General features: G+C 70.4%; 22 protein-coding genes. 12 read left to right on the forward strand and 10 right to left on the reverse strand.

The genetic code is table 11. The features are described 5' to 3' along the window. Positions 1 to 19: 19 nt before the first annotated feature. Entirely contained in the window at positions 20 to 277 is a 258-nt protein-coding gene (locus KF823_05980; GenBank protein MBX3725450.1) for a WGR domain-containing protein, read from the reverse strand. A 289-nt stretch (positions 278 to 566) separates the two neighbouring features. Here KF823_05980 and KF823_05985 point away from each other — a divergent pair, with 289 nt between their 5' ends. Then, entirely contained in the window at positions 567 to 1,460 is an 894-nt protein-coding gene (locus KF823_05985; protein ID MBX3725451.1) for a pirin family protein, read from the forward strand. 41 nt (positions 1,461 to 1,501) lie between these two features. On the opposite strand, the gene aroB is transcribed toward KF823_05985, so the two are convergent. Both aroB and KF823_05995 read right to left on the reverse strand, forming a co-directional pair. Then, positions 1,502 to 2,578, reverse strand: a complete 1,077-nt coding sequence (gene aroB, locus KF823_05990) for a 3-dehydroquinate synthase (GenBank protein ID MBX3725452.1) — start codon at positions 2,576 to 2,578, stop codon at positions 1,502 to 1,504. Beyond that, positions 2,575 to 3,120 carry a shikimate kinase gene (locus tag KF823_05995; protein ID MBX3725453.1) on the reverse strand — a complete coding sequence of 182 codons (546 nt, stop codon included), beginning with the start codon at positions 3,118 to 3,120 and terminating at the stop codon, positions 2,575 to 2,577. Before KF823_05995 ends, aroB begins: the two co-directional genes overlap by 4 nt. 289 nt (positions 3,121 to 3,409) lie before the next feature. Between KF823_05995 and xrtH the strand changes: the two genes are divergently transcribed. The 7 genes from xrtH to KF823_06030 all read left to right on the forward strand — a co-directional run bounded on the left by xrtH (position 3,410) and on the right by KF823_06030 (position 9,821). Next, positions 3,410 to 3,919: an exosortase H gene (gene xrtH, locus KF823_06000; protein MBX3725454.1), complete on the forward strand. Its 510-nt coding sequence runs from the start codon at positions 3,410 to 3,412 to the stop codon at positions 3,917 to 3,919. A gap of 106 nt (positions 3,920 to 4,025) precedes the next feature. Continuing rightward, positions 4,026 to 4,235, forward strand: coding sequence for a dodecin domain-containing protein (locus tag KF823_06005; protein MBX3725455.1), 210 nt, complete (start codon positions 4,026 to 4,028; stop codon positions 4,233 to 4,235). Positions 4,236 to 4,254: 19 nt separating this feature from the next. After that, on the forward strand, positions 4,255 to 4,977 hold the full coding sequence (locus KF823_06010) for a response regulator transcription factor (protein MBX3725456.1): 723 nt from the start codon (positions 4,255 to 4,257) through the stop codon (positions 4,975 to 4,977). Positions 4,978 to 5,040: 63 nt separating this feature from the next. After that, positions 5,041 to 5,631: a pyridoxamine 5'-phosphate oxidase gene (gene pdxH, locus KF823_06015; GenBank protein MBX3725457.1), complete on the forward strand. Its 591-nt coding sequence runs from the start codon at positions 5,041 to 5,043 to the stop codon at positions 5,629 to 5,631. Between the two features lie 163 nt (positions 5,632 to 5,794). Continuing rightward, positions 5,795 to 7,636 (forward strand): potassium transporter Kup, encoded by a 1,842-nt coding sequence (locus KF823_06020; protein ID MBX3725458.1) that lies wholly within the window; start codon positions 5,795 to 5,797, stop codon positions 7,634 to 7,636. 175 nt (positions 7,637 to 7,811) lie between these two features. Beyond that, positions 7,812 to 9,143, forward strand: a complete 1,332-nt coding sequence (locus KF823_06025; GenBank protein ID MBX3725459.1) for a hypothetical protein — start codon at positions 7,812 to 7,814, stop codon at positions 9,141 to 9,143. A gap of 21 nt (positions 9,144 to 9,164) precedes the next feature. Then, positions 9,165 to 9,821 (forward strand): TrkA family potassium uptake protein, encoded by a 657-nt coding sequence (locus KF823_06030; protein MBX3725460.1) that lies wholly within the window; start codon positions 9,165 to 9,167, stop codon positions 9,819 to 9,821. 98 nt (positions 9,822 to 9,919) lie between these two features. Here KF823_06030 and KF823_06035 read toward each other — a convergent pair whose 3' ends face one another. Continuing rightward, positions 9,920 to 10,267, reverse strand: a complete 348-nt coding sequence (locus KF823_06035; protein ID MBX3725461.1) for a DMT family protein — start codon at positions 10,265 to 10,267, stop codon at positions 9,920 to 9,922. A 178-nt stretch (positions 10,268 to 10,445) separates the two neighbouring features. On the opposite strand from KF823_06035, the gene KF823_06040 reads away from it, so the two are divergent. From KF823_06040 to KF823_06050, 3 genes are all read left to right on the forward strand, one after another. Further along, complete coding sequence (locus tag KF823_06040) at positions 10,446 to 10,994, forward strand: sigma-70 family RNA polymerase sigma factor (protein ID MBX3725462.1); 549 nt, start codon at positions 10,446 to 10,448, stop codon at positions 10,992 to 10,994. Between the two features lie 36 nt (positions 10,995 to 11,030). Further along, positions 11,031 to 13,844, forward strand: coding sequence for a serine/threonine protein kinase (locus KF823_06045; GenBank protein MBX3725463.1), 2,814 nt, complete (start codon positions 11,031 to 11,033; stop codon positions 13,842 to 13,844). Positions 13,845 to 14,028: 184 nt separating this feature from the next. Next, complete coding sequence (locus KF823_06050; GenBank protein ID MBX3725464.1) at positions 14,029 to 16,419, forward strand: hypothetical protein; 2,391 nt, start codon at positions 14,029 to 14,031, stop codon at positions 16,417 to 16,419. A gap of 88 nt (positions 16,420 to 16,507) precedes the next feature. Here KF823_06050 and KF823_06055 read toward each other — a convergent pair whose 3' ends face one another. The 6 genes from KF823_06055 to KF823_06080 all read right to left on the reverse strand — a co-directional run bounded on the left by KF823_06055 (position 16,508) and on the right by KF823_06080 (position 22,427). Continuing rightward, on the reverse strand, positions 16,508 to 16,843 hold the full coding sequence (locus KF823_06055; GenBank protein MBX3725465.1) for a diguanylate cyclase: 336 nt from the start codon (positions 16,841 to 16,843) through the stop codon (positions 16,508 to 16,510). Positions 16,844 to 17,369: 526 nt separating this feature from the next. Further along, positions 17,370 to 17,681, reverse strand: coding sequence for a BrnA antitoxin family protein (locus KF823_06060; protein ID MBX3725466.1), 312 nt, complete (start codon positions 17,679 to 17,681; stop codon positions 17,370 to 17,372). After that, entirely contained in the window at positions 17,605 to 17,880 is a 276-nt protein-coding gene (locus KF823_06065; GenBank protein ID MBX3725467.1) for a BrnT family toxin, read from the reverse strand. The genes KF823_06060 and KF823_06065 overlap by 77 nt, the downstream gene beginning before the upstream one ends. A gap of 514 nt (positions 17,881 to 18,394) precedes the next feature. Then, on the reverse strand, positions 18,395 to 18,868 hold the full coding sequence (locus KF823_06070; GenBank protein ID MBX3725468.1) for a hypothetical protein: 474 nt from the start codon (positions 18,866 to 18,868) through the stop codon (positions 18,395 to 18,397). A gap of 380 nt (positions 18,869 to 19,248) precedes the next feature. Continuing rightward, positions 19,249 to 21,723: an FtsX-like permease family protein gene (locus KF823_06075; protein ID MBX3725469.1), complete on the reverse strand. Its 2,475-nt coding sequence runs from the start codon at positions 21,721 to 21,723 to the stop codon at positions 19,249 to 19,251. Next, on the reverse strand, positions 21,720 to 22,427 hold the full coding sequence (locus KF823_06080; GenBank protein MBX3725470.1) for an ABC transporter ATP-binding protein: 708 nt from the start codon (positions 22,425 to 22,427) through the stop codon (positions 21,720 to 21,722). Before KF823_06080 ends, KF823_06075 begins: the two co-directional genes overlap by 4 nt. On the opposite strand from KF823_06080, the gene KF823_06085 reads away from it, so the two are divergent. Then, positions 22,426 to 23,049, forward strand: a complete 624-nt coding sequence (locus KF823_06085) for an arylesterase (protein ID MBX3725471.1) — start codon at positions 22,426 to 22,428, stop codon at positions 23,047 to 23,049. The genes KF823_06080 and KF823_06085 overlap by 2 nt on opposite strands. Positions 23,050 to 23,316 lie beyond the last annotated feature (267 nt).

Below are 23,316 nucleotides of genomic sequence, written 5' to 3' on the forward strand. Positions count from 1 at the left end.
GCGACCGGCGCCGGGCCGGTCAGTCGGAGGGCGGCTGGGCGCCTTCGGCGAAGGTGATGCGCAGGCCGCGTCGGATCTCCCGGTCGCGGGCGGCTTCGAAGGCCGCGACCGCGCTGTCCCGGTCGGGGTGCACGCTGCGCCGCACCTGGCTGCGTCCGCCGATCTCGCCGCTTTCCCGCATCAGCGTGTAACCCCCCAGCAGGTCGGCCTGGAGGATCAGCTGGCAAAAGCGGGGCGGCGCGCCGGTGGCCGGCGGCTGCTGGAGGAACATGCGCATGACGGCATTCTACTGGTGCGCCGGCTGGCCCGGAAATTTCATGAGGACGCGCAGCGAGGCCGTCGAGGCCGCGCCAGGGCACGAGGATCGGCAGCCGCGGCAGGGGTCCCGGGAAACGTCCGGGCCGGGATGCAGGTTGCCGCCAGGCTGCGTCGTCGTCGGCGGATACCGAAACAACCCGGTGCCCGTCGTGCCCCTCGCGCGTCCGGCCGTGGCGCCGGTCGCGTCATGCATGGCCGCGTGCGCGATGGGTCGGCTTACACTGGGGGCCTGGCGAACGGAGCGAGCGATGTCCCTGATCCGCATCGATGCCCAGCCGCGCGACCTGGGCGACGGCTTCGTGGTCCGCCGGCTGCTGCCGGCAGCGAAACTGCGTACGGTCGGCCCCTTCGTGTTCCTCGACCATTTCGGGCCGGTCGACTTCGCGCCCGGCCAGGGCATGGACGTTCGGCCGCACCCGCACATCGGCCTGGCCACCCTGACCTGGTTGTTCGACGGGGCGATCCGCCATCGCGACAGCCTGGGCAGCGCGCTCGACATCGAGCCCGGGGCGGTCAACTGGATGATCGCCGGTCGCGGCATCGTCCATTCCGAACGGACGCCGCCGGCGCTGCGCGAGCGCGGCCAGCGCCTGCACGGCATCCAGACCTGGATGGCGCTGCCGCTTGCCGACGAGGCCATGGCGCCGGCCTTCGTGCACGTACCGGCCGAGCAGCTGCCACGGCGCACCGGCGACGGCTTCGAGGCCACGGTGGTCGCCGGCGATGCCTGGCGCCTGCGTTCGCCGGTGCCGGTGCGCAGCCGCACCCTGTACCTGTCCCTGCGGCTGGCGGCGGGCGCCACCCTCGAGCTTCCCGCCGACCATCCCGAGCGGGCGATCTATTGCGCCCAGGGCCGCCTGGCCGTGGCCGGCACCACGGTCTCGGCCGGCGAGCTGCTGGCGCTGCCGCCCGGCCCGCTGGCGGTGGCCGCCGGCGGCGAGAGCCTGGCGGTGGTGGTCGGCGGCGAGCCGCTGGACACTGGTCCGGAGAATTCGGCGGCGCAACCCCGTCACCTGCGCTGGAACTTCGTGGCCAGCCGGCAGGCCGACATCGAGGCGGCCGCTGCGGCATGGCAGACGAGCGACACCGCGCGCTTTCCCGACGTGCCGGGCGAGGTCGACAGGATTCCCTGGCCCGCCTGATTGCCCCTGATCTCCCCGCGGGGCGGCGCCAGGGGCGCGGTTCAGCCGGCCGCGAGCACCGCCCGCACCGCGTCCCCGGGCACGCCGGCGACCACCTCGGCGCGGCCGACACCGCGCCAGAGCACGAAGCGCAGGCCGTCGGCCTGGGCCTTCTTGTCCAGACGCATGTGGTCGAGCAGGGCATCCACGGGCATCGCCGGGTCGCCGCGCACCGGCAGCCCGAACCGTGCCAGCAAGGCGGCCAGTCGTTCGGCATCGGCGGTCGGCGCCAGACCCAGGGCGCTGGACAGGCGCGCCGCCTGCACCATGCCCGCGGCCACCGCCTCGCCGTGCAGCCAGTGCCGGTAGCCATCCTCGGCCTCGATGGCGTGGCCGAAGGTATGTCCGAAGTTCAGCAGGGCGCGGTCGCCCTGCTCGCGTTCGTCGCGGGCGACGATGGCGGCCTTGTGACGCACGCTTGCGGCGATCGCCTCGATCATCGCCGCGGGCTCGCGCGCCAGCAGGGCCTGGGCGTGCTCTTCCAGCCAGTCCATCAGCCCCGGATCGGCGATCGCCGCGTACTTGACCACTTCGGCCAGGCCGGCGGCCAGTTCGCGGTCGGGCAGACTGGCCAGGGTGCCGGTATCGGCGATCACCGCCTGGGGCTGGTGGAAGGCGCCCACCAGGTTCTTGCCCTCGGGCAGGTTGACCGCGGTCTTGCCGCCGACCGAGGAATCGACCATGGCCAGCAAGGTGGTCGGCACCTGCAGCAGGCGCACGCCGCGCATCCAGCAGGCCGCCGCGAAGCCGGCCAGGTCGCCGACCATGCCGCCGCCCAGTGCGACCACCGTCGCGTCCCGGGTCGCGCGCATCGCCGCCAGCGCCGAGAAGATGCCGGCACAGTGCGCCAGCGTCTTGCTGGCCTCGCCTGCCGGGACCACGTGCAGGGCGTCGGCGGTCAGGCCCAGCCGTTCGATCACGGATTTGCCGTAGCGTGGCGCGACATTGCCGTCGCTGACCACCAGGCAGGGTGCGCCGGTTCGCAAGCCTTGCCACATGGCGGCGTCGGTGAGCAGGCCCTCGCCGATGGCGACCTGGTAGGCGCGTTCGCCCAGCGCCACGTCGACGGTCCGGTTCATGGCATGCCACCGGTCGTCGCGGTGTCCGGCCGTGCCAGCAGTCCGGCCAGCGCCCGTGCCGCCTGGGCCGGCGGTCCGGAGGGGTGGAAGCGCAGGTGCGCGGTGGCCCCGTACAGGGGCTCGCGCTGCTCGGCGAGGGACTCCAGGCGCGCGCGCCGGTCGGGCACCTGCAGCAGCGGCCGCTGGCGGTCGCGCGCGAGGCGTCCCAGCTGCTCCTCGATGGTCGCGGCCAGGTGGACCACCAGGGCGTGCTCGCGCAGGCGTGCGCGATTGCCCGGGTCGAGCACGACACCGCCCCCGCAGGCGATCAGACTGGGCAGCGGCGCCGCCAGCGCACGCGCGAGGGCCTCCGACTCGCGGCGCCGGAAGCCGGACTCGCCCTCGTGCTCGAAGATCAGGGCGACGCGAGCGCCGGCCGTCGCTTCGATCGCGTGGTCGAGATCGACGAACGGCCGTCCGAGCAGGTCGGCGAGCGCCCGCCCGATGCTGCTCTTGCCGGCACCGGTGGGGCCCACCAGGGCGATGTGCTCTGCGCATGCCATCCGCTCGAAAGGTTAGCAGGCCCTGGCGCGGTCGCTTCATCGCTTTGTGGGAGTGCTGCCGAGTCCGCCGCGCCCAGCGCCACGGCGTCGATCCCGACGGCCCCGCCGCGCATCCTCATGAAATGGCCGGTCCGTATCTGCCCCGGGCAACCGGCAGCGACGGCGACCGAGGATCGACGGCCGCGCGTGGCCTGCGTCGTGGCCTGCCCACGACCGGCCCGCAGGGCCTGGCGCCGCGGCCCCGCTACACTGTGCGGCCACGCGAATTCCGCCCGCACGACGCCCCGCCATGCTGCGATTCACCCTGGTCTTCACCGGCCTGCTGCTCGGCCTGTTCACGCTGTCACTGCTGCCGCCGGTCGAGCGCGCCGTCATCGAGCCGTTCACGACCGCGCTTGCCCAGGTCTGCACCGCCCTGGTGTCGATCTTCGACGGCAACGCGGTGACCGAGGGCCGGGTGATCCGCACCCTGGACGGCAGCTTCGGCATCAGCATCGAGCGGGGCTGCAACGGTGTCGAGGCGATGATCGTCCTCGCCGCCGGCGTGCTGGCCTTCCCGGCCACCTGGAAGCAGCGGCTGGCCGGCCTGGCGATCGGCTTCGTGGCCATCCAGGCGCTCAACCTGGTGCGCATCATCAGCCTGTTCTATCTGGGCCAGTGGAGCATGACCGCCTTCGAGTGGTTCCATCTCTACATCTGGCAGGCGCTGATCATCCTCGATGCCCTGGTGGTGTGGCTGCTCTGGCTGCGATACCTGGGCCGGCCGCGGCCATCCCAGGCAAGCCCTGCGCTCGCCTGAGCGCATTCCAGGGCGGATGCACCGGCCGGCCCCGGTCCGCTGCTTCCGCAGCCGCATTCGATGCTGCTAATCTGCCCGCACATGGCAGACCGAAGGGGGTAGCGTCATGGCCACGCAGGTAGCAAAAGTCATCGAGATATTCGCCTCCTCGCCGAAAGGCATCGAGGATGCCGTCGAGAAGGGCCTGAAGAAGGCCGCCCAGACGGTCAACAACATCCGGGGCGCCTGGGTGAACGAGATCAAGGTGGTGACCAGCCCGGACGGCAAGGTGTCCGAGTGGCGGGTCAACCTGAAACTGACCTTCATCGTCGAGTGATCACGGGCCCGCGCGCGTCGTGAGCAGCGGCCCGGTCACCATCGGTCTGGTCGAGGACGATCCCGACCAGGCCGACCTGCTGGTGCAATGGTTGCAGGCGGCCGGCTACCGGTGCCTGCACTACGGCACCGCCGCCGAATTCCGGCGCGGTCGCGGCCGGCATGCCGCCGACCTGGTGCTGCTCGACTGGGAACTGCCCGACAGCGACGGCCTGACCCTGCTGACCGAGGTCCGCAGCGACCCGGCGACCGCGGCCACGCCGGTGGTCATGCTGACCGTGCGCGCCGACGAGGACGATGTCGTCCAGGGCCTGCGCACCGGGGCCGACGACTACATCGTCAAGCCGACCCTGCGCGCGGTCCTGCTGGCCCGGATCGAGGCGGTGCTGCGCCGCACCCAGCTGGCCCACGGCGCCGGCGAGGACATCGACCTCAGCCCTTACGAGATCGACACCGAGCGCGCCCGCATCCTGATCGACGGGCGCGACACCGAGCTGACCCAGCGCGAGTTCGAGCTGGCGGTGTATATGTTCAGGCGGCACGGCCGCATCATCCGCCGGGAGACGCTGCTCGAGAGCGTCTGGCAGATCGCCGCCAACGTGCCGACCCGCACCGTCGACACCCATGTCAGCCGGCTGCGCCGCAAGCTGCAGCTGGACGGCATGTACGGCTGGCGCCTGGTCGCCGTCTACCAGCACGGCTACCGCCTGGAAAAGTTCGTCAGCAACGGCGAGCGCAGCTGAGCCCGGCCGGGCAGCGGTCCCGACGCAGTATCCTGCGCCTCCCATTCCGAGCAGGAGGCGGCCATGCTGCCGCAGCGACTGATCGACCGGTTCCATGAACTGCTCGCCGCCGCCGAGGCCGCCGGCGAGCCCGAGCCGACGGCGATGAGCCTCGCCACCGTCGACGACCTGGGGCAGCCCTGCGTCCGCGTGGTCCTGCTCAAGGCGCTGGACGCGCGCGGCTTCAGCTTCTACACCAACACCGAAAGCGACAAGGGCCGGCAGCTCGCCAGCCAGCCCCGTGCGGCGATCTGCTTCCTGTGGAAGCACCTGGACCAGGTCGTCCAGGTGCGCGCCCAGGGCGCCGTGGAAGCGGTCGACGACGCCGAGGCGGATGCCTATTTCGCAAGTCGTCCGTACGGCAGCCAGATCGGGGCGTGGGCCTCCGACCAGTCGCGACCGCTGGCCGATCGCGCCACCCTGGAGCGGCGCATCGCCGAAGCGCAGGCGCGCTTCGCGGGCGCGCCGGTGCCGCGCCCGCCGCACTGGGGCGGATACCGTCTGGTGCCCGACCGCCTGGAGTTCTGGCACGGCAGGGAGTACCGGCTGCACGACCGCTTCGTGTTCGAACGGGAGGAGTCCAATAACTGGCGAGAGTCCCGCCTGTTTCCCTGAGCACGGATCGGCGCACACGAGCCCCTGCCCGATGCGCCGTTCGCCCGGCTTGATTCGGTCCGGACAGGGGCGTATGGTGCAGCGCCGCATCACCGCTCCCTGACGGCCCGCCCCCGCCGACGCCACGTTCGTGGACAGCCAAGCCAACCACGCGCCCAAGCGCATGCTGCCGCTGATGGTCGCCGCCACTGGCGTCGTCTACGGCGATATCGGCACCAGCCCGCTGTACGCCATGCGCGAGGCCTTCAGCGGTCCGTTCGGCATGGCGCCGACCGAGCTCAACATCCTGGGCGTGGTCTCGCTGCTTTTCTGGTCGCTGGTGCTGGTGATCTGCATCAAGTACCTGACCGTGATCGTCCGCGCCGACAACCGCGGCGAGGGCGGCATCCTGTCGCTGATGGCGCTGGCGACGCGCAACTGGGGCGGCAGCGCGCGCACCCGACGCTGGCTGGTGCTGCTCGGCATCTTCGGCGCCACCCTGTTCCTGTGCGACGGCCTGATCACGCCCTCGATCACGGTGCTGTCCGCGGTCGAGGGTCTCAAGGTCGCGACCCCGGTGTTCGAGCCCTACGTGGTGCCGGTGGCCCTGGTCATCCTGGTCGGCCTGTTCTCGGTGCAGCGCTTCGGCACCGCCCGGGTCGGCAGCCTGTTCGGGCCGGTGATGATCCTGTGGTTCTGCGTGCTGGCGGCGATCGGCGTCTCCAGCATCGTCCAGAACCCCGAGGTCTTGCGCTCGCTCAGCCCGCACTACGCGGTGCTGTTCTTCGCCGAGCACCGCACTGCCGGGCTGGTGATCCTGGCGGCGGTGTTCCTGGTGGTGACCGGCGGCGAGGCGCTGTACACCGACCTCGGCCACTTCGGCCGCGCGCCGATGCGCCGCGCCTGGTTCGGCCTGGTGATGCCGGCGCTGATGCTCAACTACCTGGGCCAGGCGGCGCTGCTGCTGCGCGAGCCGGGCGCCGCCGACAATCCCTTCTATCTGATGGCGCCGTCCTGGGCGCTGTATCCGCTGGTCGTGCTGGCCACCTGCGCGGCGGTGATCGCCTCGCAGGCGGTGATCACCGGCAGTTTCTCGGTGGTCCGCCAGGCGGTCCAGCTCGGCCTGCTGCCGCGCCTGGAGATCCGCCACACCTCGGCCAGCGCCATGGGCCAGATCTACGTGCCGGCGGTCAACCGCTTCCTGCTGGTCGGCGTGATCGGCCTGGTGCTTTCCTTCCAGACCTCGTCCAACCTGGTATCCGCCTACGGCATCGCCCTGGCCCTGACCATGGCGATCGAGACCGTGCTGGCGATGGTGGTGGCGCGCCGGCTCTGGCACTGGGGCGTCGCCGGCATGGCGGCGATGGCGCTGTTCATCGCCATCGACCTGGTGTTCCTGGGCGTCAACGCCCTGAAGATCCCGACCGGCGGCTGGTTCCCCCTGGTGCTGTCGGGGATCCTGGTGCTGCTGATGACGACCTGGCGCCGGGGCCGCGAGATCGTCCACGAGAAGCTGCACAACGCCACCTTCCCGCTGCACCTGTTCCTGGCCAACCTGGACGGCATCCACCGGGTCCAGGGCACCGCGGTGTTCCTGACCGCCGATCCGGAAGGCCTGCCGCACACCCTGCTGCACAACCTCAAGCACAACAAGGTGCTGCACGAGCGCGTGGTGCTGATGACCCTGGTCACCGAGGAGGTGCCGCGGGTCGACGACCACGAGCAGGTCGACATCCAGGACCTCGGCGAGGGCCTGTTCCGCGTGGTCGCGCGTTTCGGCTTCATGGAGGACCTCGACGTGCCTCATGCCCTGGCGCTGTGCGAGTCGCACGGCATGCACTTCGACGCCATGGACACCACCTTCTTCCTCGGCCGCGAGACCCTGGTCTGCACCAAGGGCGAGGACATGCCGCTGTGGCGCGAGAAGCTGTTCGCGGTGATGTGGCGGGGCGCGGCGCGGGCCATGGACTTCCTGCGCATTCCGCCGAACCGCGTGGTCGAGCTGGGGACGCAGGTCGAGATCTGATCCCTGGGTCGGCGACGGGCCCTCCGTAAACGGGGTCAGAGTCACTTTCCGGCGCGGATCACTGCGCATGGGCCAGGTCTTCCGGGCCGGAAAGTGACTCTGACCCCGTTTACCCGGTTGACCGGGGGGGCGCGCGGCGTATGCTGCCGCCCATGTACGGACACCGCCCCTGAGGATGCAGGCCGGCCTGCGCCACCCGGCGCGCATCATTCCGCTGGCCTTCCTGGTGGCGATCGCCGTCGGCACGGCGTTGCTGATGCTGCCGGCGGCGCGCGCGGGGCAGGGCGGCGCGAGCTTCGTCGAGGCGCTGTTCACCGCCACCTCGGCCGTGTGCGTCACCGGCCTGACCGTGGTCGACACCGCCACCTACTGGAGCGGGTTCGGCCAGGGCGTGATCCTGCTGCTGTTCCAGCTCGGCGGCCTGGGCATCATGGCCGGTGCCACCCTGATCGGCCTGCTGGTCAGCCGACGGCTCGGGCTGTCCACCCATCTGCTGGCCAAGGTCGAGACCCGCAGCCTGGGTGTCGGCGAGGTGATGCCGATCCTGCGACTGGTGCTGGGGGTGACCCTGCTGGTCGAGGCGGCGTTGGCCGGATGGCTGTTCCTTCGGCTGCGCGGATCGCCCGACATGGCGGTCGGCGAGGCCGCCTGGCATGCCGTCTTCCAGGCGGTATCGGCGTTCAACAACGCCGGATTCTCGACCTGGACCGACAGTCTCACGCGGTTCGCCCTGGACCCGGCGGTGCTGCTGCCGGTGGCGATGGCGGTGATCCTGGGCGGGCTCGGCTTCCCGGTGCTGTACGAACTGCGCCGGCAGCCCCTTCGGCCGTCCCGGTGGTCGGTGCACGCCAAGCTCACCCTGGTCGGCACCGCGACCCTGCTGGTGCTGGGCACCCTGCTGATCGCCGTCTACGAGTGGCGAAACGCCGCGACGCTGGGCGGCATGGACGGTGCCGGGAAGGTGCTGGGCGCCTTCTTCCACTCGACCATGACCCGCAGTGGCGGCTTCAACACGATCGAGGTCGCTGCGATGCGCGAGGAGAGCGTCCTGGTGCAGTACCTGCTGATGTTCATCGGCGGCGGCAGCGCCGGCACCGCCGGCGGCATCCGGGTGACCACCTTCTTCCTGCTCGGCGCCGTGGTCTGGGCGGAGATCCGCGGCGAACCCGACAGCGTGGTGTTCCGGCGCCGCATCTGCCCGCAGGTGCAGCGCCAGGCCCTGGCCGTGGTGCTGATGGCGGTGGCGATGATCGGCACCGGCACCCTGGCGATCCTGTGGCTGAGCGACGCGCCGCTGCAGTGGGCGCTGTTCGAGGTGGTCTCGGCGTTCGCCACCGTCGGGCTTTCCAGCGGGCTCAGCGCGGAACTGTCCGGTCCCGGCCAGTGCGTGCTGGCCGCGCTCATGTACGTCGGCCGGGTCGGTACCATCACCGTGGTGGCGGCGCTGGCGCTGCAGCACCGGCAGCGCAGCTACCGCTATCCCGAGGAGCGGCCGCTGGTCGGCTGACCTCGCACCGGAGCAGGAACGATGAAGAACAGCGACAGCGTGGTGGTGATCGGCCTGGGCCGCTTCGGCGGTTCGGTGGCGCAGTCGCTGTACCGGCTGGGCCATGAGGTGCTGGGCATCGACGAGAACCTCGCCCTGGTGCAACGCTGGTCCAGCCGGCTGACCCACGTGGTGCAGGCCGACTCGACCAGCAACGAGGCCCTGCGCGAGCTCGGCATCGCCGACTTCCGCCACGCGGTGGTCGGCATCGGCAGCGACCTGGAGGCCAGCGTGCTGACCGTGCTGGCCCTGCACGAGATCGGCGTGCGCGACATCTGGGCCAAGGCCACCAGCGAGAAGCACGGCCGCATCCTGGAGCGCACCGGCGCCCACCACGTGGTCTATCCGGAGGCGGCGATGGGCGAGCGCGTCGCCCACCTGGTGACCGGCAAGATGATCGACTTCATCGAGTTCGACGACGGCTTTGCGATCGTCAAGACGCGCGCCCCGGTCGAGGCGCAGAACCGCACCCTGGCCGATTCCGGGTTGCGCACCAAGCACGGTGTCACCGTGGTCGGCATCAAGCGCCCACGCGAGGACTTCACCTATGCGCGGCCGGAGACCCTGGTCCAGGCCGGCGACCTGCTGATCGTCTCCGGGCCGACCGAGAAGGTCGAGAAGTTCGCTTCGCTGACGTAGGGCGGGCGCGAAAGGGGGTCAGAGTCACTTTCCGGCCCAGGCCGGCTCGCCTTTGCGACCATCTCGCGCCGGAAAGTGACTCTGACCCCCTTTCCCCCTCACCCCCGAAACACCAGCCAGGCCCCGAAGGCGATGGTCGCGAACCCGGCCACATGGTTCCAGCGCAGCGCCTCGCCCAGGTACAGCACCGAAAACGCCATGAACACCACCAGGGTGATCACCTCCTGGAGGGTCTTCAGCTCGACGGCCGAGTACACGGAGTGCCCGAGCCGGTTGGCCGGCACCGCCAGCAGGTACTCGGGCAGGGCGATCAGCCAGCTCGCCAGCACCACCAGCAGCAGCGGCGCCGCCTTGTACTTGAGGTGCCCGTACCAGGCGAAGGTCATGAAGACGTTGGAGACCAGCAGCAGGGCGATCGGCGTCAGGTGGGCATGCAGGCTGGCCATGGCGGGTACCGTGCGGGTCGGGGCGGCGCGAGCATAGCGGCGGGCGGGGGGATCCGGGGTCCGGAAACCGGGGTCAGAGTCACTTTCCGCCGCGGGATTGTGAAGCGAGGCGAGGACTGCCCAGCGGAAAGTGACTCTGACCCCTTCGGGCCCTAGGATGGACCCCGGAGGCCAGACCATGGATCCAGCCAGGGAACCGCAGTCCGTGATCGATGCCGATGCGCCGCGCTCGGCCGACCAGCTGTTCGTCGAGGTCTACGATCGCCTGAAGGCGATGGCCGGCCGCCGCCTGGCCGCCGGTCCCCGCGGCACCCTGGACACCACCGGCCTGGTCCACGAGCTCTACCTGCGCATGAATGCCGGCGAGCGCCTGCGCTTCAGCCATCCCGCCCAGTTCTTCACCTATGCAGCGCGCGCCATGCGCCACCTGCTCACCGACCGGGCACGGGCCCGGCTCAGCCAGCGCGCCGGCGGCGAATGGCTGCAGGTCACCCTGACCGGCAGCGATCCGGACCTGGCGATCACCAGCGCCGAGCAGGCCCTGGCGCTGGACGAGGGCCTGCAGCGTCTGGAGCGGGAGGATCCCCGGGCCGCCCAGGTGGTGGAACTGCTCTATTTCGGCGGCCTGACCCTGGAGGAAGTGGCGCGCACGCTCGACGTGGCGCGGCGCACCGTCGACCGCGACTGGCGCTGGGCGCGGGCCTTCCTGAAGGCGGAGCTGGATTGATGTCGCAAGTCGGGGGAATGCTGCGTTATACCGACCGTGGAACGGGACAGCCGACCGCCGCTGCGTGAACTGTTCGAGGCCGCAATCGCCCTGCCGAAGGGCGAGCGCGACGCCTTCGTGGCAAGCCGTTGTTCCGATCCGGCCGATCGCACCCGCCTGCTGCGCCTGCTCGCCGCCGACGAGGCCGCCGACGCGCTGCCCCGGCGCGCGGCACCGGACCTCGCCGGCGATATCGGCGAGTCCGCCGAGGACATGGCCTGGCAACCCGGCCAGACGGTCGGCCCGTACCGACTCGGCGAGCTGCTCGGCTCAGGCGGCTCCGCGGAGGTGTTCCACGCCTGGCGCGAGTTCGATGGCGCCCGCCAGGAGGTGGCGCTGAAGCTGCTGCGGCGCAGCCTGGTGTCGCCGGAGGCGCGCCGCCTGTTCAGGCGCGAGCGCCAGGCCCTGGCCGCGCTGTCGCATCCGGACATCGCGCACCTGGTCGATGGCGGCGTGTCCGAGGGCGGCCAGGCCTACCTGGCCATGGAGTACGTCGACGGCGTGCCGATCACCCGCTTCGCGCAGGCGCGCTCGCTGCCCCTGGCGCCGCGCTTGCGCCTGATGATCCGGGTCTGCCGGGCGGTGGCGGTGGCGCACCGCAACCTGATCGTGCATCGCGACCTGAAGCCGGCCAACATCCTGGTGACCGCCGAGGGCCAGGTGAAGCTGCTCGACTTCGGCATCGCCAAGCTGCTCGACGACGAGCTGCTGGACGGCGAACAGGCGACCCGTACCGGCTGGGCCGCCCTGACCCCCGGCTATGCCGCGCCGGAACAGTACGCAGGCGGTCCGGTGACCACCGCCACCGATGTCCACGCGCTTGGCGTGGTGCTGCACGAGCTGTTGTCCGGTGAGCGGCCGGCCGTGCGGTCGGGCGCCCCCGCCGCGTCGGAGCCGGCAGCGCCCGGGCCCGGCGACACCACCCGCCCGCGCGCCGTCGCGAGGGCCGAGATGCGTGGCGATCTCGGCAACGTGATCCGCAAGGCGATGGCCGACGAGCCCGGGCGGCGCTACGCCAGCGCCGCCGAACTCGCTGACGACCTGGAGCGCTATCTGCGCGCCGAACCGGTGCGCGCCCACCCGCCCTCGGCATGGTACCGGACGCGCAAGTTCGTGCAGCGCCATCGTGGCGGCGTGGCCCTGTCCGCGGCCTTCGCCATCGGCGTGCTGGCCAGTCTGGGCGTGGCGCTGTGGCAGGCGCAGCAGGCGCGCCAGCAGGCCCAGCTGGCGCAGCGTGAGGCGGCCCGTGCCAATGCGGTGCGCGATTTCCTGGAGTCGATGTTCCGGCCGGTGCGGCAGGGCATCGCCGAGGGTCGGCAGCCGACCGTGGTCGAGCTGGTCGCGCGCGGCGTCGAGGCGCTGGACGAGCAGGCCGGCCTGGCGCCACCGCAGCGCGTCGACCTGCTGATGATGTTCGCCCGGCTGCACGCCAACATCGGCGAGACCGCCCGCGCCCGCGAACTGGCCATCGCCGCGGATACGCTGGCCGGCGAATCCCTCGACCCCCTGCATCCGGCCGCGGTCGGCGCACTGGCGCTGCGCGGCATCCGCCAGGTGCGCGATGGCGAGACCGAGGCCGGCGCCGTACTGCTCGAAGAGGCGGCAACGCGCGCCCGGCGCATCGACGACCCGGTGCTGATCGCGGTCCTGGACACCCAGGCGGTCGCCGCCACCGATCTGGGCGACGCCGGGACCGCGCTGCAGCACGCGCGCGAGGCCCTGGCGCTGCGCCTGCGCCACTACGGCCCGGATGATGAGCGCATGGCCGCCGGTTACAACAACCTGGCCTACGGGCTGGTCGGCGTCGGCCGCTTCGACGAGGCGGTGGAGGCCTATCGGCAGACCTGGGAGATCGACCGCCGCTTCCGGCCCGAGCACAGCTACGACGTGCTCTATGCGCTGTCGAACTGGGCATGGGCGTTGCACCAGGCCGGGCGGGTGCGCGAGGCGCGCGCGCTGCTGGCCCAGGCCGAGGAGGGCTTCCCCACGCTCGGCGGACGGGCCCGCATGGGCCATGTGCTCAACAGCCAGAAGCTGTGCGGCATCGACATCGCCTGGGGCCTTCCGGCGGACGCCGAGGCGTCCTGCCGTCGCATGCTGGCGGTGACCCACGAGATGACCGGCGGTACCGGACTGTTCATGGGCTACGCCCTGCGCATGGAGGCGCAGCGGCTGCTCGAGCTGGGTCGGCCGGACGAAGCCGCGGCGATGCTGGACGGGGCGGCGGCGCAGCTGTCGGACAGTCCCAGCCATGCCCGGGGACGTGCCGGTGTGGCGCTGGTGCAGGCCCAGCTCGCCTGGCTGGCCGGCGAGCCCGGCCCGGCGCGGACCCGCGCCCGTGCGGCGCTCGAGGACGGCGCCGTTCACCGCCAGGCAAACATGGAGGCCTTGCCGGCACGCAGCCTCCTGTTGCTGGCCTGCATCGACGCGCCGCTGGAACCGCCCTGCCCGGGCCTGGCCGGCGAACTCGCCGATGCGCTTGCGCATCTGTCCTGGCCCGGCGATCCGCGTGCCCTGCCGGCGCGCACGGCGCTGGCGCGCCGGGCTCTCAGCCAGGGCGATCCTGACCAGGCCGCAGCGCTCGCCCGGACGGCGATCGAGCAGGTCGCCGCCGAACTGGATCCGGCCCAGGCCCAGGTCCTGACCGCCCGCGCCTGGCTGGCGGCGGCGCTGGCCGAAGGCGGCGACTGCGTCACGGCACGGACCGTTCGTGCCGACATCGCCGATGCCGCTCGACAGGCAGGCAACGCCGGTTCGCCCTGGCTGCAGGAAGCCGACCGGTATTGGCGGCAACGGGGGTTGTGTCCGTAGCGGGGGAAACGGGGGGAAACGGGGTCAGAGTCACTTTCCGCTCGGCAGTCCTGGCAAGGCCCGGAAATCATGAGGCGGAAAGTGACTCTGACCCCGTTTCCCCGTTTCCGGGCGATGTCGCAGATTCCGGCCCCTCTTCGTTACCCGGATCAGCCAGACCCCCTGGCCCTCCGGGAGCCCCTCCATGCCACTGCACCGAACCGCCCCGCCAGCCCTGCTCGTCGCCGCGCTCGTTCTGGCCGCCCCGCACGCCGCAGCCGACATCTTCACGGTCGGCGTCGGCACCGGCTGCACTCACGTCACCATCCAGGATGCCATCAACGCCGCTGAGGCCAATCCCGGGCCGGACACCATCCGGGTCACCCGCAGCCTCAGCTATACCCAGCAGGCGCTGACCATCAACACGGCGCAGCACCTGAGCATCGTCGGCGGCTTCGCCACCTGCAGTCAGGCGACCACCGACAGCACCACGACCACGATCAGCGGCGCAGGCGGCGCGTTGGCGCCGGTGTTCAACATCACCGGCCAGACCGGCTCGATCATCCGCATCCGGCTACTGTTCATCACCGGCGGCGACACCGCCGGCGAAGGCCACGGCGGCGGCATCCACTACCGCGGCAACGGGCTGATCGAACTGATCGAGACCGGTGTCAGCAACAACACCGCCGGCTACGGCGGCGGCATCTACGCCGACGGCCAGGGCGACCAGGCCGAGCTGCTGCTGTCCAACGACGTGGTGATCGCCGGCAACACTGCGCGCTACAGCGGTGGCGGCATCTACCTCAATGACATGAACATGCGCATGGTCGCGCCCGGCAGCATCCTGTTCAACAACACCGCGCAGGGCCTGTCCGACCGCGGCTTCGGCGGCGGCCTGATCATCCGCGCCGACAACCGCAGCGCACGTGCGCTGATCGGCAGCAACGGCATCGGCAGCCTGGGCACGATCACCGGAAACAGTGCGCGCTACGGCGGGGGCGTGGCGGCGATCGCGGAGTCGATCGGTCGCATCGCGCATCTGGAACTGTTCAGCACCGACGCCGCGCAGCGCACCTCGATCCGCGACAACATCGCCTCGGTGGTGGGGGGTGGCATCTACGGCAGGCCCTATCGCGAATCCGGCTTCTTGACCGTCGGCGATTCGGTTTCGACGCTCTGGAATGCCGACCTGCTGCTCAACGTCGCACCGGACGGCGCCGCTGTCTACCTCGAAGACGACTCTTCGTTCGGAATGGTCTGGGGTGCGCACCTGTGGATCAACTCCTGGTGGAGCAGCTGGAACGGGGGCAGCATGAACGGTCCGCCGTCCGGCGCGGTGCCCTGCCAGTCGATCCGCCATTGCGGGCGCATCGCCGGCAACCAGACCCGCAACGCCAGCAACGAGCCCACCACGGGCGCCGTCATCCGGATGAACCGGGATACCCGCTTCTATTCCAACTGGAACGCAGTACCCGGTGCCCCCCCGTCCCAGGGCGGCGGCGTGCTGTTCACCGAGAACACCGCGGGCCGGCTGATCGATGCCGCCGACAACAACGACGGTTCGGTGGTGCGCTTGCGCAACGCGGTGATGCACGGCAATGCGTTGAGCCTTCAGGTCCTGCGCGCCAGCGGGGGCGGCTCGCTCGTCGAGATCAGGGACAGCACGGTCGCCGGCAACAGCATCAACGGCTCGCACGTGATGTCGGTGCAGGGCGATTTCGCGCTCACCGCCGGCCTGATCTGGCAGCCCGGCAGGACCGTGCTCAGCCACAGCGGCGGCAGCCGTACCGTCAACTGGTCCATGGCCAACGAGGTGGCGAGCCTGGGCGATGGCCCGGGCGCAAGGCAGATCGCCGGGCCGCGCTTCATCGACCCGGACCGCAGCGACTACCGGCTGCGCGCCGCCTCGCCGGCGATCGACCACGCGCCGGCCGATCCGGACGGCACCGGCGATGCCGACAGCCGCCCGCGCGACGTCGTCCTGCCGGTGCCCTGGTCGGACCTGCGTTTCCGCGATGCCGGCGCCTACGAGCGGCAGTCGATCAGTCCGCTGGTGCTGAACGGCGATTTCGCCTCCGACCTGAACCTGTGGACCGCCGCAGGCGGTGTCACCTCGACCTGGGACGGCAGCCAGAATGCCGTCGGCGGTGCCGGCTCGGGCTCGCTTTCCGTCAACCAGGCGGGCGTGCCGCAGGCGCGCGTGGTGGTGCGCAGCCAGTGCATCCACCTGCCCGGCCGCGGGCGCTACCGTCTCAACGGCTGGGGCCGCGCCGGCATCGGCACGCCCGCCACCCGCGACGGCATCCTGCTGCACTGGCAGTTGCGCCACGACGGCGCGGAGACCTGCACCCAGGGTCCGGCCAACGCCAGCGCCGACCATTTCCTGACCACCTCGAGCAACTGGACCCAGCCCGCCACGCCCGCCCTGATCGAGCTGGCGCCGGAGGACTGGACGGTCAACAGTTCCCTGACCGTCTCGCTGGTGGTGAACGACAACGGCGGCACCGTGCCGCTGACCGTCACCGGCTGGTTCGACGGCATCACCCTGGACTTCGAGCCGTTCAACGACGTGATCTTCGCGGACGGGTTCGACTGAGGGGGAACGGGGTCAGAGTCACTTTCCGCCGCGGGATTTCGGGGCCTGGCGAGGACTGCCAGGCGGAAAGTGACTCTGACCCCCATGGTCAGCTCGCTGAAAAGTTGAGCTCGACGCCATTGCCGGCTGGATCGCTGAAGAAAAGCTGCACCTGGCCGGTACCTGGAACGATGTCGGACTCGTACGCGATGCCAGCGGACTGCAACCGCGCCTCGTAGGCTGCGGAGTCGACGCAGGAAAACGCGACATGATCGAACGTGGATCGCACAGAGACAGCGCGCCGCTCATCCGCGGATGACTCGGTGAGATGAAGCACGTCCTTGGGGCCGGCGTAGAGCCAGTAGCCGAACCTGCGAAAGGACGGGCGCGGGCCTACGGACAGGCCAACAACATCGCAGTAGAACGCGCGCAGCGCCTCGACCAGTTCACGAGGGGCCCGAAGATTGTAGTGACAGATGCCGAAGACTTGCACGGTGGCGCCTGACCCCGGATTCAAACGGCATCTGCGCCGTGCCCTGCATGTTACAAGCTCAGCAACATCCGGGATGCGGACTGAATGAGCGCTTGAACGATTGGTTACGCACCCATGCGCATCGTCGCCACCCGCCTGACGCCGATCCAGGCGCACCGGCGACGAACCCAGCAGTACGACCACCGGTGCACCGCCATGTGAGCGCGAACACGACGTGGCGCACCGAAGGTCAGGGCCGCGCGCCTCGACGGGCAGGCGGCGACCGAAACGGCCTTGTGCCCCCCTCGCGGCCGTGAAAACCGGCCGGGCAACCTCGCCACGCCCCCCTCCGCACCACGCACCCCACGTGCACAGCGCCAACGCGACACCGCCCCTCGGCACGCGAATGCCGTTTCCCTTAAAAACGTATCGGCAAGCCTGACCGGGCTTGTTCAACAACCGGATCAGATCGCGGCTGCGCGAGACCTATCCTTTGTCGTTAGACCGATGCATCGCGGAAAGCACGAAGCACCGCATTGATACGTGTCTGATATCCAGGACCCTGAGCCTTGAACCACTCAAGAACGTCTTGCTCAACGCGCAGAGAAATAGCCGTCTTGGGCGGCTGCGGCTTGAGGCCGCGGCGAACGACGCCGCGCATGATGTTACGGATGTTAGCCTCCGGATGTTCGGGGGCAACTGACGCTGCTGTTTTGGACTTGAGCCGGGCCCAGTCAGTCTTTGACTGCGGCGAAGAAGATTTGCGCTTCACGGCGGGTCGCTTGGCGGAACGAGATGATGCGGATTTCATGGGCGGTCTCCGTATGGACGATTGAGACGGGAACACCAGCGAGTAACCCTAAGGTGACAAATCGCTGCTCTTTGTAGGAGAGCCGGTCATCCTCAAAGGTGAAGGTCAAGCCACCGAAGACAGCGGGGGCATCAACAAAGTCGAGCCCATGCTGTTTGAGGTTGAGTGAGCGCTTACGCTCAGACCAAGTGAACTCCATCGGCGGAGTGTATATACAAACTGTCAGGCGCGCAAGATGGCTGTTGCAGCGGTCTCACGTCGTGTTAAGCCACCGCCGCGCGACTGTGTGTGGATGATACGAGCAACTTCCTCGGCGTTCGGCTTGAACACATGGTTATGCGTCACGATAGCCAGTGCGCCGACGAGCGGACTTGAGTGCCAAGAGACGGAGGACGATGTTCTCGCCGATCTGAGCGAACTCCTCCGCGCTTAGCGTGCCCGCAACCAGATCCACCTTCGAGTACTCGCACGCCGTAAAAAACCCGTCCGTCCTCCACGATGCGGCGTCGACCCCCAGTTGGTATTGAACATCGTCCATCACCAGGCTTAGCCTGCCCTCTGAGGTTTCGAGCAGACTTGCTACGACGCCGGGACCCTCTCGCTGCCCGTCGTCACTAATAGGGAGAGCCATCAGTCCTCCTGTGACGCATAACGCCTGAGTTAAGCGGCGCGCGGCTTATTGCGCGTCCGCTTGGACGAGGAGTTATACGGCATCACTCGCCTGGCTCACGCTCTGCGTCGATGACCCGGTATCTGGTTTTTTCCGCTGACTTTCTGCCTGTGATTTCCTCGTACAGTACACCTAGAAACGCGGCACCTGCACCGAATACGACCCAAAGTGGAACACCGATTGCAGTACCAAGCGCAGCTATACCAGCCCCTTGCCCCCCAAACAAGGCAAGCCCAATCGCGGCGCCGCCAAGACCCAGCCTGCCATTCAATCCGCGGTCATCCCAAGTGAGGCGCTTTGTTTCGCGAGCAATGATCTTAACCGTCGGAACAACAACGCTGCTGCTTGCCGTTAGGGTGATGGCTTGTTTGGCTTTTTGGATGGCAGGAAGGTTGGATGCCTTGATTTCCAAGAGCCGCTCAATCCAAATACGTATCGCTTCCTTCTCGGCGGCGTTTGCTGTTGAAGCGATACGCACAGCGAGTTGCTTCTGCTTTTCTGAACTTTGCTCACTCATGGCATGCCCTTGCCGTATAACGCCATTTCTGCCCCGGGTCGGGGGGTTAAGGGGTGATTGTTCAGCTTTGTGGCGGGCGGGTCAATGGGAACTTTACGGCGCGCGATCAGGCACTTCGCTGAGGATGGCGTGGGTTGGGAGCGGCGATCCTCAACGCCCTTCAACCCCGGATCGCGGGTGCTCTGGGTTATCGGGACCAGGGCGGGGTGTTAGCGGGCGTCAGCCATGCGGCTGCGGCGCAGTCGAGGCTTCGGTGGTTTGGCGAGGTACGCCGCTGCCTGCGGGTTCGCGGCGACGGGAACACCGGGGTCAGAGTCACTTTCCGCGCTGCAATCCGCGCCAGGCCCCAAGGTCTTGGGGCGGAAAGTGACTCTGACCCCTCACGCCCGCAGGCTTTCGGCGGGCGGGGTGCGGGTGGCGGTGCGGGCTGCGGCCCAGGCGGCGAGGGCGCAGACGGCCAGCGCCACCAGGGCGGCGAGCACGGGCAGCGACAGGCCGGGTGCGTAGGCGAACTGGAACACCTGGCGGGCCAGCAGCCAGCCGGTGCCTGCCGCCAGGCAGGAGGCCACCACGGCGGCGACCAGGCCCAAGACCAGCCATTCCAGCGTCATCAGGCGGGCCAGTTCGCCGCGCGAGATGCCCAGGGCGCGCAGCAGGGCGGCTTCGCGGCGGCGTTCGGCCTGCGCGTAGGCGAGCGCCGCCAGCAGCACCAGGGCGGCGGCGAACAGGGCCAGCGCCAGCAGGGCGCGGGCCGCCGCGGACAGTTCGCCGACCAGGTCGCGGATGCGGTCGAGGATGGCGCCGACATCGACGGGCGACAGGTTGGGGAAGCTGCGGACCAGGCTGCGGATGCCGTCGGCGCGCTCGGGCGGCAGGTTGAAGCTGGCGATCAGGCCATGCGGCACGCGCTCGGCGGCGGCCGGCTCCAGGACCATGAAGAAGTTGACGCGGAAGGAATCCCAGTCGGTGGCGCGCAGGTTGGCGACGGTCACCTCGACCTCCTGCTCGCCGATGCGCAGGCCCAGGCGGTCGCCCAGGCCGACGCCCAGCCGGCTGGCGAAGCGCTGTTCCAGGGAGACGCCGTTGCCGGGCGTCGCGGCGTCCCACCAGGCGCCCTCCGCCAGGGAATTGCCGCCGGGCATCTGGGCGCTCCAGCTCAGGTTGAGCGGGCCATCGCGCCAGCGCGCCATGCCCGGGTCGGCGACCGGGTGCTCGCTGGCGGGCCGGTCGTTGATGGTGAGCAGTCGGCCGATCGCCACCGGCGACACCGTGACCGTGCGAGCGCCGATGCGCTCGAGCTCGGCGTCGAAGGCGGCGCGCTGGTCGGGCTGGATGTTGAGCACGAACCAGTTCGGCGTGTCCGCGGGCAGGGTGCGCTGCCACTGGCCGAGCAGGTCGGGGGCGACCCGCGAGGACAGCAGCAGGGCGGTCAGCGCGATGGTCAGCGCGGCGCCCTGCAGCAGTACCAGCAGGGGCTTGCGCACCAGCCGCAGCAGGGCAAGCCGGGTCAGGCCGGCGCGCGTGCGCGCCAGCCGGGCGAGCAGGCGCAGGACCAGCCAGACCAGCAGGCCGCAGACGGCGGCGGCGCCGGCCAGGCCGAGCAGCAGGACCAGCACCAGGGTGCGGTTGCCGCCCATCATCAGGCCGGCTACCGGCAGGCCGAGCAGGGGCAGGAACAGCCAGCGCACCGGCAGCCCTGGCCGCGCCGCCGAGGCCTGCAGCGCGCGCAGCGGCGGCACCCGCAGCAGGCCGAACAGCGGCGGCAGCACGCAGGCCAGCAGCAGTCCTACCAGCACCATCAGGGTGGGCAGGGCCGCCGCCAGGTCGACCGGCGGCGCCTCGAGGGCGAAGCGGGCCTGCAGCACGCGGTTGACCTGGCCCTCGGCGACCAGGCCCAGGGCGAAGCCGGCGAGGGCGGCGGGCAGGGCCAGCAGCAGCACCTGGCCGAGTGGAAGCAACAAGACCTCGGCGCGGCTGGCGCCCAGGCAGCGCAGCAGGGCCGAGCTGTCGGCCTCGCGCTCGGCCATGCGCGCCAGCGCCAGCCACATCGCCAGGGCGCACAGCGCCAGGGTCAGCAGCACGGCCAGGTCGATGAAGCTGCGGCCGCGGTCGTAGGCGCTGCGCAGGTTCTCGGCGGCATCCTCGATGCGGCTCAGGCGCTGGCCGGGCACCAGTTGCGGGCGCAGCCAGTCGGTGTAGGCGCGCACCGCGTCGGCGCGTCCGGCCAGCAGCAGGCGCCAGGACGGCCGGCTGCCCGGGCCCAGCAGGCCGGCGGCGCGGGCATCGTCGATGCCGACCAGAAGGCGCGGTGCCTGGGCGAACAGCTGGCTGCCGTCGGGGTCCTCGACCAGCTCGGCGGCGATCTCGAGTTCCAGCGTGCCCAGTTCGATCCTGGCGCCGGGCTCGATGCCCAGCGCCAGCAGCAGGCGGCGGTCGGCATAGGCCTGGCCGGCACCTGGCGGCGCGCCCATGCGATCGGCTTCGGCGCCGGGGTCGCGCAAGCGCAGCTCGCCGCGCACCGGGTAGCCGGCCGACACCGCCTTGACGTCGGCCAGCTGCTGGGCCTCGCCGGCGAACAGCATGCTGGGAAAAGCGAGGGTCAGCGCCGAGCTCAGCCCGCGCTCGGTGGCGCCGTCGACGAAGCCCGGCGGCAGCTCGCTGCGCGAGGCGATGCTGAGGTCGCCGCCGTTGATCTCGGCGGCCTTGGCCAGCAGCAGGTCGAGCGTGCGCTGGGCGCCCAGCTGCACGGTGGTCAGCGCGGCGATCGCGAACCCCAGCGCCACCAGGAACAGGCGGGTCTCGGACTGCCGGACCTGGGCGCGCAGGCCGCGCAGCACCACGCGGGGCAGGTTCATGCCGGCGTGCCGGCGGCGGCCACGCGCCCTTCGACCAGGGCCAGGCGCTGCTCGCAGCGCGCCGCCAGGTCGAGATCGTGGGTGACCAGCACCAGGGTGGTGCCGGCGCGTCGGCGCAGGTCGAACAGCAGGTCGGTGACGATCCGGGCGCTGTCGCCGTCCAGGTTGCCGGTTGGCTCGTCGGCGAACAGCAGGGGCGGGGCGTGCACGAAGGCGCGCGCCAGGGCGACGCGCTGCTGCTCGCCGCCGGACAGTTGCCGCGGCAGGTGGTGCAGTCGGCGGCCCAGGCCGACCGTCTCCAGCACCTGGCGGCTGCGTTCGCGGGCGTCGGCGATGCCGGCCAGCTCGGCGGCGATCAGCACGTTCTCGTAGGCGTCCAGGGTCGGGATCAGCTGGAAGGACTGGAACACGAAGCCGACGCGCCGGCGGCGCAGCGCGGCGCGCGCCTCCTCGCCGAGCGCCGACAGGTCGGCGCCGTCGAGCAGCACGCGGCCGGTGCTGGGCACGTCCAGGCCGGCGAGCAGGCTGAGCAGGGTGGTCTTGCCGGAGCCGGAGCGACCGACGATCGCCAGGCTGGCGCCGGCGTTCAGCGTCAGGTCGACCCCGTCGAGTATGGTGAGCCCGCCATCCGGGCCGTCCACGTGCTTGCCCAGTCCCTGGGCGACCAGGATCGGCTTGCCACCACCCACATCAGCATCCGCCATGTCCCAACTCCGTAGCTTCATCGTTGTCGTCGTCCTCGCCATCTTGGCACCGCACCCCGCCCGGGCGGACGTGCCGGTGGTCCTGGTCCTGGGCGATTCGCTCAGCGCCGCCCACGCGATCCCGGTCGAAGCCGGCTGGGTGGCCCTGCTGGACCGGCGTTTGTCCGACAGCGGCCGTGGCCGGGTCGTGAATGCCTCGATCAGTGGCGAGACCACCGCCGGCGGCCTGGCGCGCCTGCCCGGACTGCTGGCCGATCACACGCCAGGCCTGCTGGTGCTGGAACTGGGCGCCAACGACGGCCTGCGCGGCCTGCCGATCGCCCAGATCAGCGACAACCTGGCGGCGATGATCGAACTTGCCCAGGCGGCCGGCGCCGCGGTGCTGCTGGTCGGCATCGAGCTGCCCATCAACTACGGTCCGCGCTACCGGGGCGCCCTGCGTGAGGTCTATGCCGAGCTGGCGCAGCGCCATGGCACCGGCCTGGTGCCGTTCCTGCTGGAAGACGTGGCGCTGGCGCCCGGACTCATGCAGGACGATGGCCTGCACCCGACCGCAGACGCCCAGCCGCTGTTGCTGGAAACGGTCTGGCCGGCGCTGCAGGCGCAGCTCGCGGCGCCCTAGACTTGTTGAAAAACGACCTTCCTGGTCGTTTTTCAAGTCGCCCGTCCGGCGCAGGTCCGGACGCGCTCCCGTCGAATCAACTGCTTACGCACTTGCTTCGCCGAGCGGCCATCCATGGCCGCCGCCAGCAGGCTGTTTTTCGACAGCCTGCTGGCCTGGAAACCTCCTGAGGTCTCGGAGCCAGGCCGTCGGGAAGATCGGTGGCCGCAGCAGCGGGCCCATCAGGAATCCAGGCGAGGTCGCATTCCCGAATCGTGCGCGCGGCCG

The sequence above is a fragment of the Lysobacterales bacterium genome (assembly GCA_019634735.1).
In the GTDB taxonomy this organism is placed as follows: Bacteria; Pseudomonadota; Gammaproteobacteria; order Xanthomonadales; family UBA2363; genus Pseudofulvimonas.

What these genes read in the sequence shown, in the direction of transcription:
- KF823_06060 (MBX3725466.1), bottom strand. Translation starts at nt 17,681, where the DNA reads ATGAAATCCGCATCATCTCGTTCCGCCAAGCGACCCGCCGTGAAGCGC.
- pdxH (MBX3725457.1), top strand. Translation starts at nt 5,041, where the DNA reads ATGCTGCCGCAGCGACTGATCGACCGGTTCCATGAACTGCTCGCCGCC.
- KF823_06020 (MBX3725458.1), top strand. Translation starts at nt 5,795, where the DNA reads ATGCTGCCGCTGATGGTCGCCGCCACTGGCGTCGTCTACGGCGATATC.
- KF823_06080 (MBX3725470.1), bottom strand. Translation starts at nt 22,427, where the DNA reads ATGGCGGATGCTGATGTGGGTGGTGGCAAGCCGATCCTGGTCGCCCAG.
- KF823_05980 (MBX3725450.1), bottom strand. Translation starts at nt 277, where the DNA reads ATGCGCATGTTCCTCCAGCAGCCGCCGGCCACCGGCGCGCCGCCCCGC.
- KF823_06085 (MBX3725471.1), top strand. Translation starts at nt 22,426, where the DNA reads ATGTCCCAACTCCGTAGCTTCATCGTTGTCGTCGTCCTCGCCATCTTG.
- KF823_05995 (MBX3725453.1), bottom strand. Translation starts at nt 3,120, where the DNA reads ATGGCATGCGCAGAGCACATCGCCCTGGTGGGCCCCACCGGTGCCGGC.
- KF823_06065 (MBX3725467.1), bottom strand. Translation starts at nt 17,880, where the DNA reads ATGGAGTTCACTTGGTCTGAGCGTAAGCGCTCACTCAACCTCAAACAG.
- aroB (MBX3725452.1), bottom strand. Translation starts at nt 2,578, where the DNA reads ATGAACCGGACCGTCGACGTGGCGCTGGGCGAACGCGCCTACCAGGTC.
- KF823_05985 (MBX3725451.1), top strand. Translation starts at nt 567, where the DNA reads ATGTCCCTGATCCGCATCGATGCCCAGCCGCGCGACCTGGGCGACGGC.
- KF823_06035 (MBX3725461.1), bottom strand. Translation starts at nt 10,267, where the DNA reads ATGGCCAGCCTGCATGCCCACCTGACGCCGATCGCCCTGCTGCTGGTC.
- KF823_06005 (MBX3725455.1), top strand. Translation starts at nt 4,026, where the DNA reads ATGGCCACGCAGGTAGCAAAAGTCATCGAGATATTCGCCTCCTCGCCG.
- KF823_06040 (MBX3725462.1), top strand. Translation starts at nt 10,446, where the DNA reads ATGGATCCAGCCAGGGAACCGCAGTCCGTGATCGATGCCGATGCGCCG.
- KF823_06050 (MBX3725464.1), top strand. Translation starts at nt 14,029, where the DNA reads ATGCCACTGCACCGAACCGCCCCGCCAGCCCTGCTCGTCGCCGCGCTC.
- KF823_06030 (MBX3725460.1), top strand. Translation starts at nt 9,165, where the DNA reads ATGAAGAACAGCGACAGCGTGGTGGTGATCGGCCTGGGCCGCTTCGGC.
- KF823_06075 (MBX3725469.1), bottom strand. Translation starts at nt 21,723, where the DNA reads ATGAACCTGCCCCGCGTGGTGCTGCGCGGCCTGCGCGCCCAGGTCCGG.
- xrtH (MBX3725454.1), top strand. Translation starts at nt 3,410, where the DNA reads ATGCTGCGATTCACCCTGGTCTTCACCGGCCTGCTGCTCGGCCTGTTC.
- KF823_06070 (MBX3725468.1), bottom strand. Translation starts at nt 18,868, where the DNA reads ATGAGTGAGCAAAGTTCAGAAAAGCAGAAGCAACTCGCTGTGCGTATC.
- KF823_06025 (MBX3725459.1), top strand. Translation starts at nt 7,812, where the DNA reads ATGCAGGCCGGCCTGCGCCACCCGGCGCGCATCATTCCGCTGGCCTTC.